Raw genomic sequence first — 14,494 nt, 5'->3', positions numbered from 1 at the left:
TTTAGGGGGTTGTAGGGACTTTTGTCCCTGCCACTTTCTGGGCTTTGCCCAGAAAGTGCATAACATCAATTAAAAATCTAATCGCATCCCAAAATACCACGCATCGTTATACGTCACATCGCGTGTTTTCAAATCGGTATCGATAATGCGGTATCCGACACCGAAACGAGCATTTTCGATCGGTTCGACATCCAATCCGATTCTGGTTTCCATATAACCATCCCCCTCTTTAAAGCTCAATACCGAAGGTGCATAATAAAATGCTCCGTTCAAATAAAAGGGGAAAGGGGTATTAATCGGTAATCGTAATTCAGCCTCAATCCCTAACGGAATCGCCGCATAGCGCTCTCCGTCAATCTCTGTATACTCTCCCTTGATCCCAAGTCCAAGCTTCAATCCCTGAACACCCTGAACCGGACGCATTACCATAAAAGATACCTCCACCAAGGGATCGGGATCCACTATTGTTTTACTGTTATTGTTATCCCCATTAAGAAAACGGGCACCGATATAAGCATTATTCATAGCATTGCCCATCCGTCCCATATCAAGCCGGATCTCTCCCCCTACTTCTCTGTCATTTACATTCACACCGACTTGATGTGCCGCGAATACAGAGGTACTCACTAAAAGGGTAAAAAATATTTTTTTTAACATGCCGTTCCTTCATTAATTCGTGTTATTGTCGCCGTCGTACTTTTTCCGTCCACAAATTGCACCAGTCGCAACTCTTTAGCAAATTCCGCTCCAACGACACTTTTACCTTCGTAATCGCCCCCTTTGACCAATATATCAGGCTCTATATTTTTAATCAACTCGTGCGGTGTCTCTTCACTAAACAATACGACATAATCGACCGATTCAAGCGCAGCTAAAATATAAGCACGATCTTCTTCTAAATTTACAGGTCGGGTAGGCCCTTTCAGCTCTCTCACCGAACTGTCCGAATTGAGCCCTACGATCAAAACATCTCCGTAGCTTTTTGCCTCTTGGAGATATTTCACATGACCGACGTGAAGAATATCAAAACAGCCGTTAGTAAAAACAACCTTTTTCCCCTCTTTTTTAAGACGCTTCGCGAGAGTATATATCTCTTCTTTACTCTTAATATGCATCTCTGAGGTGCTTTGGTGCAGACTTGATTCATATTCTTCTATCTCACTGAGCGTTACCGTAGCGGAACCGATTTTACCGACAACTACCGCCGCAGCATGATTGGCAAACGGTGCCGCTTCATCTATGGTATATCCGCAACTAAGAGCAAAAGAGAGTGATGCGATGACCGTATCTCCGGCACCCGTCACATCAAAGACCTCTTTCGCCACCGTCGGGAAACGACGCATACTCTCATCATAGATAGCGATACCGTCTTCCGAGAGAGTAATCATAGAACACTCTAAATCACACGTCTCTTTGAGACTCAAAAGGGCTTTTTTCAAACTTGATTCATCGTTTATCACAATCCCTGTCGCTTCGGATGCCTCTTTTTTGTTTGGGGTAAGAAGATACGCTCCGCTGTATTTACGGTAATCTTTCCCTTTCGGATCGACTAGAACTTTTTTCCCTGCACTCTTTGCCACTGTTATCACTCCGAGGGCAACCGCATCGGTAATCACCCCTTTTCCGTAATCAGAAAGGATCACAATATCACACGTATCGATTACATTCGTCACGTACGCGATGATTGCTTTTTCGCTCGTTACCTCGATCGACTCTTTCGACTCTTTGTCGTACCGTAGAATTTGCTGATTCGAAGCAATAATACGGCTTTTTTTTGATGTTTTACGATTGGGTTGTTTGATTAGCCCCTCACTGGATGCCCCGATTGTAGAGAGCATAGCACGCAGCTCTGCTCCGTTTTCGTCATCACCGATAACTCCCGCAACGCTTACCCGCGCACCCAACGTGATTAAATTGTTGATAACGTTTCCGGCACCGCCTAAAACCGTCGTCTCACGTGCAATATCCACAACCTGCACCGGAGCTTCGGGAGAGATACGCTCACACCCGCCCCACAAATAATGGTCGATCATCAAATCCCCGATTACAAGGATATGCGGGTGGGAATTATGAAGTACTTTCATGATAGTTCCTGCTCAAAAAGACGTTTGATTTCGGGGACATACGCCGCGATCCCCTGCTCGAAACTAAATCTTGGCTCATAATCCAAAATAGCCTGCGTGCTTTCGATATCCGCTTCGGTATGAAACTGATAGCGTCCCACGTAAGGATTCGGAATATATTCGCATACGAAAGATGTCCCCAATTCGCTCTGGAGAATATCAACCATCGATTGAAATGATCGCGCTTTACCGGTACCGACATTAAAAACACCGTTCTCTTTGGGGTGCATCGCGAGGATATTCGCCTGAATAATGTCCTCGATATAGATGAAATCACGCAAAATTTTATCTGACCCTTCAAAAAGTTTCGGGTTTTTTCCGCTTAGAAGCTGATGCCCGAACTGCACGACCATCGAAGAGGTTTTATTTTTGAAAAATTCTCTTGGGCCGTAGACGTTGAAATAGCGTAATCCCACAATACTGATATGATCATATTTTTGAGCATATTGACGCGCCAAATGATCCATCATCAGTTTTGAGAAACCGTATACATTCTGAGGAGCTTCGCGTCCGACACGCTGTGGCGATGCGGCATCTCCATACGTCGCGCCGGAGGAAGCATAAATCATATTAGCACCATGAGCTACGGCAATATCAAGAAGATCTTTAAATGCATTGACATTGGTTTGGATCATCAGATCCTGCTCTAACGCCGTCGTATCTGAAATTGCCGCTTCATGAAAAATGTAATCAAATTTATAATTTTGTGCCAGTTGGTTGAGTAAATTTTTATCATTGATATCACCGCTGATCACTTCGCCGCAAAAACCGAGAAGATTCTTGAAATGACCGAAACTTTTTAAATTACCGTTGGAGAGGGTCAAATTCGAGCGAAAAAGATCCAAAATCACCACTTTAGCGTGTGGATAATGCTCTTGAAAATAAAATGCGAGGTTGGAACCTATAAAACCGGCTCCACCCGTTATCAGAATGGTTTTATGGTTTAAATCAACGTCACTGTACTGCATGATTAATCCTTCTTAAAGGTAGTATCATATTGTAACAAACTCTACATTAAAGGTTAAGTAGTTAGAGTGATTTAAGATAGATAGGAATATAATAGCGACGAAATTTTTAATGGAGAAAACAAATGAAAAAAATTGCTCTTGCAATGTTGTTCGCTGGTGTATCTTTGATGGCTGCTGATGGAAAAGCTCTTTCAGCTAAATGTGCTGCCTGTCATGGTGCTAGCTTTGAAAAAGCGGCTCTTGGTAAATCTGCAATCGTAAAAGGTCAATCAGCTGGTGCTATCGAAACTTCACTCAAAGGTTACAAAGCTGGTACTTTGAACAAAGCGGGTATGGGTGCATTGATGAAAGGTCAAGTTGCTGCAATGTCAGATGCTGATATCAAAGCTCTTGCTTCTTACGTAGCAGGAATTAAATAATTCCAACGTCAAAGGGATAACCCCTTTGACATTCTCCTTTCCCTCCCTTTCTCATCATCATTCTTAAAATCTCGTTTATATTTACTTTACCCCACTATAATTTGCCGATTCATTCTAGACGTATCGGACATTATCAGACATGAAAAAAATAGCTTTTTGGGTGTTAGGAATTGCAATCGCGATTCAATTGATTAGGCCTGATTTTCAAAATACTCCAGTTGACGAGACAATTGTTTTAAAAGCAGATGCGCAGGTAATGAGTGTACTGCAAAAATCATGTTATGACTGCCATTCACAAGAAACAAATTTTCCATGGTATCGTAACATCGCTCCGGTGTCATGGGTTATGGCGGATCATATCAATCTAGGGCGTAAGGCACTTGATTTCTCGAATTGGGGAAATATGGACCCAAAGATTAAATTGGAACGTTTAGAGCGTGCCAAACAGGTGATTTATAATCATCGAATGCCTAAACAAGAATATCTCATGATGCATGAAAATGCCGTATTGACGCAAAAAGAAAAAAAGGTGTTAGAACAATTTTTCGATTCGGAAATACACACACTTAATTAATTCAAAGATTACGTGTGAAAATAGCGGATTTTATTCCGGTTTATATTTTTCCTTATTCAATGACTCTTTTTTACGTTGCTGATTAGCCGCATCGTTAAGTTCATTTTCATCATCGTACATCACTTGATTCATCATCTTTTTCTCATCGTCAAACTGACCGTTTTTAATTCCCCATAAAAATGCCGCCAATGCAACCGCACCTAAAAAAAGCGATGCTCCCAACATCATTGCCACTACCCAAGAGTCCATAATAACCTACCTTTTTATTTATACAGCCATCGAACCCGCATCGAGTTTCCGACGACAAGGAGTGAACTAAACGACATCGAAATTGCGGCTATCAATGGAATGACATACCCCATCATTGCCAGCGGAATCGTGATGGAGTTATAGACCAACGAAATGGCAAGATTTTGCTTAATCAAACCATACGTTTTACGGCTGATAGCAAATGCTTCGGCAAGAGAAGTCAATGAATCGTTCATCAGTACCACGTCGCTCACCTCGATGGCAATATCGCTCCCGTTCCCCATCGCGATAGCAATATCCGAGGCGGCCAGAGCTAAGAGGTCATTGACCCCATCCCCGGCCATGACGACGATATGTCCCTCATGATGGGCCGATTCAATAAACGCCGCTTTTCCCTCAGGGCTCAGATGCGCATAAACTTCATCGATACCTACTTCCTTGGCTACCCTTAATGCCGCCGCTTCATGATCTCCGGTAAGCATTACCACTCGAAGATTGGCATTTTTTAGCGCCTCAATCGATGGATACGCTCTCTCTTTCGGAAGATCGCGCAACTCATACGTCGCAACCAATTGATTCTCTACAGCATAATAAAAAATACTTTTATCGCTTGAAAAGCCCACTTCAATCCCGAGTTCTTGCATTAACAGTGCATTTCCTCCGGCGATCATCACCCCTTTCGAACGTCCGACCATTCCGCGAGCGGGAATTTCACGTGCTTCTTCGATACTACACTCTTCAAGTCCCTCTTCCGTTCGCTCCAGATACTCCATCACCCCGCGACTAATCGGATGTTTTGAAGAAGAGACAAGCGTATGCAAAGCTCCCACATCAAAAGGGGTATGGATAGTTGCATAGACCACTTCGGGACGTCCTTGCGTTATCGTCCCTGTTTTATCAAGGACCACCATGGTTGCTTTTGCCATTGTCTCGATCTGCGCCGCCGATTTAAAGAGGATCCCCCTCTTCGCACCTAGAGCCAATCCCACCAACGTCGCCACCGGAGTCGCAAGGGCAAGTGCGCACGGACATGCGATAATAATGACCGAAATTCCTACCATCAGGGAGCGATCAAAACTGTGCGGCCAAAAAAACCATACCCAAAACGTCGCAATCGCTGCGAAGAGAATCGTGGAAGAAAAATGTTGAGAAAGACGGTTTGCCAACTGTTCGATGGAGGGTTTTTGCGCCATCGCATTCTCTAACAGATTAACAAGATTCGATAGGGTCGAGTGAGCAAAATCTTTTGTTGCACGGTAATGGATTAGAGCATCAATACTGGTTGTTCCACTAATAATCTTACTCCCTACACGTTTAAAAATAGGTTCGGATTCTCCTGTGAGATTTGACTCATCAAAACTCCCTTCTCCGCTCATCACCTCACCGTCAATCGCGGAGCGTTCACCACTACGAATCACTATAACATCGCCGATTTTTACTTCATTAACATCGACTGAACGGATGGATGAGCCTTCGATTATACTCACTTCACGTGGAATATGTTTGCCGATGATATCGAGGGTATCGGCCGCATTTTTACGGCTGAGGACTTCGAGAAACTTACCGAATAATACAAAAGTGATAATCATCGCCACCGAATCGAAATAGGCCTCCCCTTTTTCAAACACAGTGATATAGATAGAATAGAGATACGCTAAACTCGATCCCGTAACGACCAGTAAATCCATCGTCACTGCATGATTACGCAATCCGTAGTAGGCTCCGCGATAAAAAACCCATCCACTGTAGAAAAGTACCGGTGTTGCTAAAAACCATTCAGCAACATTCAAAATGGTTTTAATATCTTGTGTAATCCCCGTAAAATATCCGGCATATTGTGCTACGGCAATCCACATCATATTCATTGTCGCAAACGTCGCCACCGCCATACGCAAATAGTACTCTTTTCGCTCTTTGTTGGCTCTCACTTCTTGAAGTGACGCATCGTAAGGAAATGCGTTATACCCGATAGCTCGAATCATATCGATAATAGCAGAGAGTTTGAGAATTTCAGGGTTCCAAGTGATACGAGCTTTATTGTTAGTGTAGTTAATGTGGGCTTCGATCACCCCCTCCATCTTGTGAAGTGCTTTTTCATTAAGCCATACGCACGCCGCACAATGGATCCCTTCAATAACGAGAGAGACTTGGGATAAACTATCTTCGGTTGTCGTTACAAACCGCTCACTAAAAGCAGGAGTATCAAAATTAGCACTCGATTCAAACTGTCCAACAGGTGGAGAGAGGGTTGTATCCCCCATTTTGGAGTAAAAACTTTCCAACCCTTCGTCTTTCAGGAGGTGAAAAATTCCGCGGCACCCATTACAGCAAAAGCGATACTCCCCATCATGAATCATCACCGAGTCACTAAACTCCAGATGACAGTGATCGCATTTTACTTTAGACATATTCGAACTTCCCGGCAAACTTATTTTTTTTCACACTATCGTATCGACCCATAACACCTTGCATCACGATATAAACACCATTCGATGCATTTTGAGCGTACCCCATCGCCATAGAGAGGTTTGCCGTTGCTTCTAGCGGGTCAATACTAAAAGGGATCATCGCCCCCGTAAAAACAATCACTTTCTCTAAAGCCAAATTCGCAACGTATCGCGCACTCAGGTCCATGGTATCGGTACCGTGTACAACGATAATGATTTGCTCATCCGATTGCGCAATTGTTTTTGCCAATACAGAGCGGTCATGATCATCCATCTCCAAAGAGTCTTTATACAGTATTCCCTGCAGAGAAATATCCATCACCAATGATGTGCGTATCGATTCTATCGCACGGTTATCCTGTGGAACAAACAGTTCACCTTTTATCGGATCATACCGTTTATTAAACGTACCGCCCGTATTGATGATAAGCATCAGAGTAACTCCCGTAATGAGTGAATAATACGATCAGCTTTTGAATGTGTGGCTTCCATGCTAAGGAGCACATTGCGACCCACTCCCGCTTTAAGAGAGGCTTCAATATCCCTCTCATTATCGCCGATCATCACCGAGTGCTCCATATTCAAGTCATACTCTTTTCGAGCCTCTAAAAACATACCCGGTTCTGGCTTTCGACACTCGCATACCCCATCGATACTCTCATGGTGGGGACAATGGTAGATATGGGTAATAGTGACTCCAAGTGTTTTAAAATGCTCCACCATCCATTTGCTCAAACGGGCGAAATCCTCTTCGGTGTAATACCCCCGTGAAATTCCCGATTGATTGGTGACAATGATAATAAGATACCCTTGCTCCTGATACGCATGACATACTTCAATGATCCCATCAAGAAGCTCAAAATCTTCGATCTTGTGGAGATAATTTTTCTCAACATTCACAACACCGTCACGATCGAGAAAAAGAGCTTTAGGCAACTCCGCCTCCAAAAAGCTCTTTTTCGATAATGTCACAGAGGATATGGCCGACTAAAATATGAGACTCTTGGATACGCGGCGTGGCGTTTGAGGGGATGATGATCGCGAAATCCGCCATTGCCGCCATCTTACCGCCGTCACGTCCGACGAGAGCCACCGTAGTGACACCACGATCACGGGCCGACTCAAACGCCGTAATAATATTTTGCGAATTTCCCGATGTAGAGATGCCGATAAAAAGATCCCCCTCTTGAGCCATCCCCTCTAGCTGACGTGAGAATACTTTGTCATAGCCGTAATCGTTTCCGATAGCAGTAAGATTAGAAGTATCCGTAGTAAGGGCTAAAGAGGGGATTGAAGGGCGATCGAATCCGTAACGCCCGACCAATTCCGCCGCAATATGCTGTGCATCGGCCGCTGAACCGCCGTTACCGGCAAGAATCGTTTTTTTCCCTTTTCGATATACCTCAACACATGCTTGCGCAACGGTGACGATGGTATCCAAAAGATCATCATTTTCCAAGATCGCCTGTTTAGTTGCCGCTGAATCGGCAATTTGTTTAATAATGTAATTTTTCATCGTTTTTTCCTTTAATATCGAATTCCGGTAACTGAGCGAACTTTGTCGATTATAGGTTGCGCAACCGTACTCGCTTTGTCCGCACCTACTTTGAGAATATCGCGTACTTCGTCTTGATGTGCTTCATAATACTCACGTCGTTCACGATACGGTCTGAAATATTCCCAAATCACGTCGTGGGTATAGAGTTTGAAATGACCGTGCCCCTCGCCCCCTTTTTTATACCGTTCTTGCAGTGCCGAACGCTCTTCATAATCCAAAAAGAGTTTGGCGATATTATAAACATTGCATCCCTCGAATTCTTTCGGATCTTCCATCGGTACCGCTTCGGTCACAATCTTTTTGATAATTTTAGACTGCATTTTCTCTTCGCTAAAAATCGGAATCGTATTTCCGTAGCTCTTCGACATCTTTTGCCCGTCGATCCCCGGAACGGTCGCTACGTTCTCATCAACGCGAAATTCAGGAATGGTGAAAACATCGCCGTATTGGTTGTTAAACTTGATCGCGATATCGCGGGCGATCTCAACGTGCTGAATTTGATCTTTTCCAACCGGAACCACCTCAGAACCGAACAGCAAAATATCGGCCGCCATCAAGACGGGATAGGAGAAAAGGCTGTGATTGCTTGCAATCCCTTTGGCCACTTTGTCTTTATAGCTGTGCGCCCGCTCCAACAATCCCATCGGGGTAAAGCCTGAGAGCACCCAGTAAAGTTCCAACACCTCTTTTACATCCGACTGCACCCAAAAAGTACTTTTCTGCGGATCCATCCCGAGGGCTAAAAAGTCGGTTGCCGCCTGCATCGTCAAATGAGCTAACCGCTCACCCTCACTAATCGTCGTCATCGCATGATAATTTGCCAAAAATGCAAAGACTTCATGATCTTGCTGCGATTCGATCATCGGTTTGATCGAACCAAAATAATTTCCAATATGTAAATCGCCAGATGTCTGGATACCTGTTAATACTCTCAAAATTATCTCCTTGAATAGTGACTATTTTACCGAAGAGTCTCTTAAGCTTCCTCTTAAGAAAAGATATGCTATATTTTTTCTTAGTTCAACTAAAAAGGATTCATTATGAATACCCAAATTCGCTCTAAAGATATAAAACTTACTCAACATCTAAACGATCACATCGCTACTGCAATTGAAAATTTTAAACGTTTTCACCTTGATATCACTACCGTCAATGTTATGATTTCTAAAGAAAAAAAAGGGGTCGGAGTTGAATTTGACATCCATATCGCTCACGCGCAGCCCGTCGTTATCTCGGATGTCGATGAAGATCTCGATACCGCCATCGATCTTGCCATCGAACGTGCGAACAAAGCTCTTCGCCGACTTCACGATAAAGTAAAAGATCACCACACCTCTTCCATTCGTGATATTGAAGTAGTGGAAGAAGCTGCGGAGTAATCCCTATGTCTAAAATCAATGTCGTCTGTCCCCATTGCGGGGGGGTAAATGCCATCCCGATAAAAGAGTCTTACACAAAAGCCGCCTGCGGCCATTGCAAAGGCTCTCTACTGGATACCAAGCCGCTCTCTGTTAACACTGAGTCGTTTGACCGATTGATGCTCAATGACGAGCGGCTCATTATTGCCGATTTTTGGGCACCGTGGTGCGGACCGTGCCGAAGCATGGCACCCTCGTTCGAAGAATCAGCACGACACTTTCCCCTCAAAGCCCAGTTTATTAAAATCAATACCGAAGAGCAGCAACATTTAGGCGGACGTTTCGGTATCCGATCTATCCCCACCGTCATCGCTTTTAAAAACAACCGTATCATCGATCAGTTTAGCGGTGCTTTACCCACACCACAAATTATCGCTTTCGTCAAAAAACACCTGTAGTTATTAATCTTTTTTAGGTAATCTTCGGATTATTTTACTAACAGGAGACAACCATGTACAGCTGGATGCTTTGGTTTCATATTATTTCAATGGTGTCGTGGTTTGCGGTACTCTTCTACCTCCCCCGTCTTTTTGTCTATCACGTTGAAAACGGTACTAATCAGGGATTTATCGAAGTCGTCGAAGTGATGGAGATGAAGATTTATAAATACATCGGAGTTCCCGCATTTTGGGCAACATTACTCTCAGGAATAGCCTTGATCGTTATGTCGACACAGCAGTATAACGGGGTTAATGTATTTCAGATGGGGGGATGGATGCACGCGAAAATGACTCTGGTCGCTATTTTGATCGGCTACTTTTTCACACTCGGACATTACCGCCTCAAACTCAAAGAAAACACCGCTTATAAAAGTGGGAAGTTTTTTCGTATCTATAATGAAGTACCGACTCTTTTACTCGTCGGTATTGTTGCGCTCGTAATCGTTAAACCGTTTTAACTCTCTCCGTTCGTGGTGAACCTGTCGAACCATGAACTTCTATGTGAATATTCACCCTTCGACAAGCTCAGGGCGAACGGGGAATTACCACATCGACCGAGTTTTATGCGGTTTCGGTTTTCGATTCGTATTTTTCGCTTTCGCTTTAAAGAGTACCGGAGTCCCCTCAAAATCAAACTGCTCTCGCAACTGATTCGTCAAATAACGACGATAGCTGAAATGGAGCCCCTGCGGTTTGTTCATGATGAGGGCGATACGCGGCGGGCGGATATCGTACTGCGTTGCAAAATAAAGACGGATATTCATGCCGTTGATACTCGGCAAGATGTGTTTACGCATTGCCGCTTGGATAACCTCATTGAGTTTCCCCGTCGAGATACGCTGTGAATAGTTCTCATTGATTTTGAGGAGCATCTCAAAAATCTTATGAACCCGCTGTTTACTCTGTGCCGAAATCGTGATGATCGGAGCATAACTCAAAAATTTAAAACGATCCCGTACTTCGGCGATGATTTTGTCATAATCCTCTCGCGGTGCCATATCCCATTTGTTGAGAACGATCAAACACGCAAGTCGGTTTTTATCAACAAATCCCGCGATCTTCTCATCCAAATCCATAAACGGTTGTGACGCATCGAGAACAAGTAGGGCGATATCTGCCGTCTCCAACATCTCTTCCGTACGCATAAGGGCATATTTTTCGATACCGAGAATTTTCCCCCGCTTACGAATCCCCGCCGTATCGATAAAGGTAATCTTTTTCTCCTGATACTCTACCGTCTCATCAATAGGATCGATAGTTGTCCCTGCAACAGAACTGACAACCGAGCGGTCTTCTCCGAGCAATGCGTTAAGCAATGAGCTTTTCCCGACATTAACACGTCCGATGATCGCTACTTTCATTTGGTTAACGTCACCCGCCTCATACTCTTTAACAATTCCGCGATACGCCTCTTCGAGTGCTTCGATCGACGTCTCCTCTTCTTCACCATCCTCTTCAGGAATAAAGAATCCATCGTCCTCATCTTCATCGAACTCTTCATCGTCCGCAGAAGCTCTCATAGCAGCATCAAAGCCGTCCATTTCATCCTCATCTGCGACAACGTCACTCTCTGGGGTTACAATAGAAGATTCCGGCAATTCCGAAGCAATCCAATTCAAAAGCGGCAAAACCGAACGGTTATGAGATACGGAAATACCGAAAATACGCTCTGTCCCGAACTCATAGTATTCCCAAAGCTTCTCTTGCATTTTGTCATTGTCGATTTTGTTAACGACCAAAGCAATCGCTTTACCCATCGATTCAAGCTCATAGAAAAGCTTTTTATCCTCCTCTTCAGGGAGACTTTTACCGTCCACCATAAAGAGGATGATATCGGCTTCATGTGCCGCTTTTAGTGATTTCTCTTTAATTCGATCAAAAAGTTCACACCCCTCGTCCAATCCGCCTGTATCGAGAATTTCTACCTCTTTATCTACCACCACGGCAACCCGTTTTTTGACGTCACGTGTCGTACCCGCTTGTTCAGAGGTAATCGCATCACGTTGTTTAAGTAAACGGTTAAAAAGGGAACTTTTTCCGACATTCGGACGACCGATAATCGCTAATTTTTTCATAGACTTCCTAGTATTTATGCCTTTTCGAGATCATTATCCCAAATGGCTGCGCTAACATTGCGTTCTTATGCTGCACTTTAATTGATGTTTTATTATAGCGCAGATGCCCTTATGATATGATTTCAAAATGTTAGCTTATAAATATGAACACTTCAAAAACGATCTTCAACATTTGGCACTTCAGTGTGAACCGTTCCAAGCAGATACCGTAATCGCGATTGCGAGAGGGGGAATGACGCTTGCCCACGCACTTGCGATGGCTTTAGATATTCGCAACCTGCAAAGCATCCGCATAGAGAGCTATGACGGTCAAACCCAGCGTGACACGATACGTGTTTTAGATAAAGGTGATCTTAGCGGCTCGTTGCGGGTTCTCGTCGTGGATGATATCGTTGATAGCGGACAAACCCTCGCCGTACTGATGCCGATTTTACGTTCCGAATATCCTGAGTGCCAATTTAAAGTCGCAACCCTTTTTACAAAACCCACCGCGTTGCTTCAACCTGACTTTTCCTTACACGAAGCTAGCGATTGGATCGACTTTTTTTGGGAAAGAGACTTTTTAAAAGAGGGTTCGATATAATCCGTCCAACCACAAATTTTTAATATTTCTGCCAAGGATTTTTATGCCAAAAGAGTATATTTTTACCTCCGAATCGGTTACCGAAGGGCATCCGGATAAAATGGCCGATCAAATCAGCGATGCAATCTTAGACTATATCATTGAACGCGATCCAATGGCCCGAGTAGCCTGTGAAACGCTTGTATCCAACGGTTTTTGTGTGATTGCCGGTGAGCTTAAAACAAACGCCTACGCACCGATGCAGGAAATTACCCGTCAAGTCGTTCGAGAGATCGGCTATACCGATGCTACGTATGGATTTGATTACCGCTCCTGCGCGGTTTTGAACGGAATCGGCGAACAATCTCCCGATATCAATCAAGGGGTTGATCAAAAGGACGGGGAAATCGGTGCCGGAGATCAAGGACTTATGTTCGGCTATGCGTGCCGTGAAACCGATGTTTTAATGCCTCTTCCAATTTATCTCGCACACCGTCTTGCGGAGCGCTTAACCCAAGTTCGTAAAGAAGGGATTCTCCCCTATTTGCGACCGGATGGAAAAACGCAAGTCAGCGTCCGTTATGTCGATGAGAAGCCGGTATCGGTAGAAACGGTCGTTATCTCTACTCAACATGCCCCTGAAATTTCTCAGGAAAAACTCCATGCCGATGTGATCGAAGAGGTTATTAAATACATTATTCCCGCTGAACTGATGTCTACGAATATCGTCTATCATATCAATCCGACGGGTAAATTTGTTATCGGCGGCCCGCAAGGGGATGCGGGACTGACGGGTCGTAAAATCATCGTCGATACCTACGGCGGGGCATGTCCTCACGGCGGCGGTGCATTCAGCGGAAAAGACCCAACCAAGGTTGACCGTTCAGCCGCCTACGCAGCCCGTTATGTAGCTAAAAATCTCGTAGCTTCCGGTGCATGCGAGCGAGCAACGATTCAAGTATCCTACGCGATCGGTGTTGTTAAACCGATCTCCATCATGGTTAATGCTCACGGAACCGCTATCGTAAGCGAAGAAAAACTGGAAAGTTGTGTCAAAGAACTCTTTAATCTCACTCCGAAAGGGATTATTGAATCGCTTGATTTACTACGCCCGATCTATCGTAAAACTGCCGCTTACGGTCATTTTGGACGAGAACTTCCCGAATTTACATGGGAAAAAACCGATAAGGTGGATGCAATCAAAGCCTATTTAGGGCTCTGAACTACACTTCTGTAACACTCCTCACTAATCTTCATTCACCCGCCTTATTTTTTAGGTGGGTTTAAAATTCTTCTGTTATAGTTACCTCATATTTATAACCAAGGAGAACCCTATGGCAGTAGTCATTAATGATACCTGTATTAACTGCGGCGCTTGCATCGACGAGTGTCCGGTAGAAGCGATTGTAGACGAGGATGATAACCCAACGGGTGAAGAGATCTATTACGTTTACGCTGACAAATGTGTTGAATGTGTCGGTCACCATGATGAACCTGCATGTGCAACCGCATGTCCAACTGAGGGTTGTATCACTTGGGATGAAATCGGTGCAAGCCCTTCTCATCGTGATGATGTTACCGCTGACATGCGTTCTTCAAAAGCGAACGTCGTTAACTAATTAACTTTAAATAAAATACCGAAGGGGTTTTACCTCTTCGGG

At 44.2% G+C, this 14,494-nt stretch carries 18 protein-coding genes; 8 read left to right on the top strand and 10 right to left on the bottom strand.

Annotated elements, in window-relative coordinates:
* Positions 1 to 69 precede the first annotated feature (69 nt).
* From RMO68_RS01765 to rfaD, 3 genes are read right to left on the bottom strand one after another with little or no spacing between them, the layout of a single operon-like run.
* The gene (locus tag RMO68_RS01765) at positions 70 to 657 is read right to left on the bottom strand and encodes a YfaZ family outer membrane protein (RefSeq protein ID WP_310438989.1); all 588 of its coding nucleotides are present in this window, start codon (positions 655 to 657) and stop codon (positions 70 to 72) included.
* Positions 651 to 2,084 (bottom strand): D-glycero-beta-D-manno-heptose-7-phosphate kinase, encoded by a 1,434-nt coding sequence (rfaE1, locus tag RMO68_RS01760; protein WP_310438988.1) that lies wholly within the window; start codon positions 2,082 to 2,084, stop codon positions 651 to 653. Before rfaE1 ends, RMO68_RS01765 begins: the two co-directional genes overlap by 7 nt.
* On the bottom strand, positions 2,081 to 3,091 hold the full coding sequence (rfaD, locus tag RMO68_RS01755) for an ADP-glyceromanno-heptose 6-epimerase (RefSeq protein WP_310438987.1): 1,011 nt from the start codon (positions 3,089 to 3,091) through the stop codon (positions 2,081 to 2,083). Before rfaD ends, rfaE1 begins: the two co-directional genes overlap by 4 nt.
* Before the next feature lie 122 nt (positions 3,092 to 3,213).
* On the opposite strand from rfaD, the gene RMO68_RS01750 reads away from it, so the two are divergent.
* Together RMO68_RS01750 and RMO68_RS01745 are read left to right on the top strand one after the other, a co-directional pair.
* Complete coding sequence (locus RMO68_RS01750) at positions 3,214 to 3,510, top strand: c-type cytochrome (RefSeq protein WP_299805256.1); 297 nt, start codon at positions 3,214 to 3,216, stop codon at positions 3,508 to 3,510.
* Between the two features lie 139 nt (positions 3,511 to 3,649).
* On the top strand, positions 3,650 to 4,084 hold the full coding sequence (locus RMO68_RS01745; RefSeq protein ID WP_310438986.1) for a heme-binding domain-containing protein: 435 nt from the start codon (positions 3,650 to 3,652) through the stop codon (positions 4,082 to 4,084).
* Between the two features lie 30 nt (positions 4,085 to 4,114).
* Here the strand turns inward: RMO68_RS01745 and ccoS are convergent, their stop codons facing one another.
* Genes ccoS through trpS form a run of 6 tightly spaced genes read right to left on the bottom strand, consistent with a single transcriptional unit; the run spans position 4,115 to position 9,273 of the window.
* Complete coding sequence (gene ccoS / locus RMO68_RS01740) at positions 4,115 to 4,333, bottom strand: cbb3-type cytochrome oxidase assembly protein CcoS (protein WP_310438985.1); 219 nt, start codon at positions 4,331 to 4,333, stop codon at positions 4,115 to 4,117.
* Positions 4,334 to 4,347: 14 nt separating this feature from the next.
* Positions 4,348 to 6,741 (bottom strand): heavy metal translocating P-type ATPase, encoded by a 2,394-nt coding sequence (locus RMO68_RS01735; protein WP_310438984.1) that lies wholly within the window; start codon positions 6,739 to 6,741, stop codon positions 4,348 to 4,350.
* On the bottom strand, positions 6,734 to 7,213 hold the full coding sequence (locus tag RMO68_RS01730) for an asparaginase domain-containing protein (protein ID WP_310438983.1): 480 nt from the start codon (positions 7,211 to 7,213) through the stop codon (positions 6,734 to 6,736). Before RMO68_RS01730 ends, RMO68_RS01735 begins: the two co-directional genes overlap by 8 nt.
* Positions 7,213 to 7,716 carry a D-glycero-beta-D-manno-heptose 1,7-bisphosphate 7-phosphatase gene (gene gmhB / locus RMO68_RS01725; RefSeq protein WP_310438982.1) on the bottom strand — a complete coding sequence of 168 codons (504 nt, stop codon included), beginning with the start codon at positions 7,714 to 7,716 and terminating at the stop codon, positions 7,213 to 7,215. Before gmhB ends, RMO68_RS01730 begins: the two co-directional genes overlap by 1 nt.
* Positions 7,709 to 8,296: a D-sedoheptulose 7-phosphate isomerase gene (locus tag RMO68_RS01720; protein ID WP_310438981.1), complete on the bottom strand. Its 588-nt coding sequence runs from the start codon at positions 8,294 to 8,296 to the stop codon at positions 7,709 to 7,711. The genes gmhB and RMO68_RS01720 overlap by 8 nt, the downstream gene beginning before the upstream one ends.
* Before the next feature lie 11 nt (positions 8,297 to 8,307).
* Positions 8,308 to 9,273, bottom strand: a complete 966-nt coding sequence (gene trpS / locus RMO68_RS01715) for a tryptophan--tRNA ligase (RefSeq protein WP_310438980.1) — start codon at positions 9,271 to 9,273, stop codon at positions 8,308 to 8,310.
* Between the two features lie 105 nt (positions 9,274 to 9,378).
* Between trpS and hpf the strand changes: the two genes are divergently transcribed.
* From hpf to RMO68_RS01700, 3 genes are read left to right on the top strand one after another with little or no spacing between them, the layout of a single operon-like run.
* Entirely contained in the window at positions 9,379 to 9,717 is a 339-nt protein-coding gene (gene hpf / locus RMO68_RS01710; RefSeq protein ID WP_310438979.1) for a ribosome hibernation-promoting factor, HPF/YfiA family, read from the top strand.
* 5 nt (positions 9,718 to 9,722) lie between these two features.
* Positions 9,723 to 10,154 carry a thioredoxin TrxC gene (trxC, locus tag RMO68_RS01705; RefSeq protein ID WP_310438978.1) on the top strand — a complete coding sequence of 144 codons (432 nt, stop codon included), beginning with the start codon at positions 9,723 to 9,725 and terminating at the stop codon, positions 10,152 to 10,154.
* Between the two features lie 53 nt (positions 10,155 to 10,207).
* Entirely contained in the window at positions 10,208 to 10,654 is a 447-nt protein-coding gene (locus tag RMO68_RS01700) for a CopD family protein (protein WP_310438977.1), read from the top strand.
* Positions 10,655 to 10,738: 84 nt separating this feature from the next.
* Here RMO68_RS01700 and der read toward each other — a convergent pair whose 3' ends face one another.
* Complete coding sequence (der, locus tag RMO68_RS01695) at positions 10,739 to 12,271, bottom strand: ribosome biogenesis GTPase Der (RefSeq protein WP_310438976.1); 1,533 nt, start codon at positions 12,269 to 12,271, stop codon at positions 10,739 to 10,741.
* Between the two features lie 127 nt (positions 12,272 to 12,398).
* Between der and RMO68_RS01690 the strand changes: the two genes are divergently transcribed.
* The 3 genes from RMO68_RS01690 to RMO68_RS01680 all read left to right on the top strand — a co-directional run bounded on the left by RMO68_RS01690 (position 12,399) and on the right by RMO68_RS01680 (position 14,452).
* A complete protein-coding gene (locus RMO68_RS01690; protein ID WP_310438975.1) occupies positions 12,399 to 12,854 on the top strand; it encodes a phosphoribosyltransferase domain-containing protein in 456 nt (151 codons plus the stop codon).
* Between the two features lie 43 nt (positions 12,855 to 12,897).
* A complete protein-coding gene (gene metK, locus RMO68_RS01685) occupies positions 12,898 to 14,055 on the top strand; it encodes a methionine adenosyltransferase (RefSeq protein WP_310438974.1) in 1,158 nt (385 codons plus the stop codon).
* A 112-nt stretch (positions 14,056 to 14,167) separates the two neighbouring features.
* Complete coding sequence (locus tag RMO68_RS01680; RefSeq protein ID WP_310438973.1) at positions 14,168 to 14,452, top strand: 4Fe-4S dicluster domain-containing protein; 285 nt, start codon at positions 14,168 to 14,170, stop codon at positions 14,450 to 14,452.
* Positions 14,453 to 14,494 lie beyond the last annotated feature (42 nt).

Source organism: Sulfuricurvum sp., from assembly GCF_031427015.1.
Taxonomy (GTDB): Bacteria; Campylobacterota; Campylobacteria; order Campylobacterales; family Sulfurimonadaceae; genus Sulfuricurvum.
The sequence above is the reverse complement of the archived record's forward strand: the minus strand, read 5'-3'. Positions and strand labels throughout refer to the sequence as shown.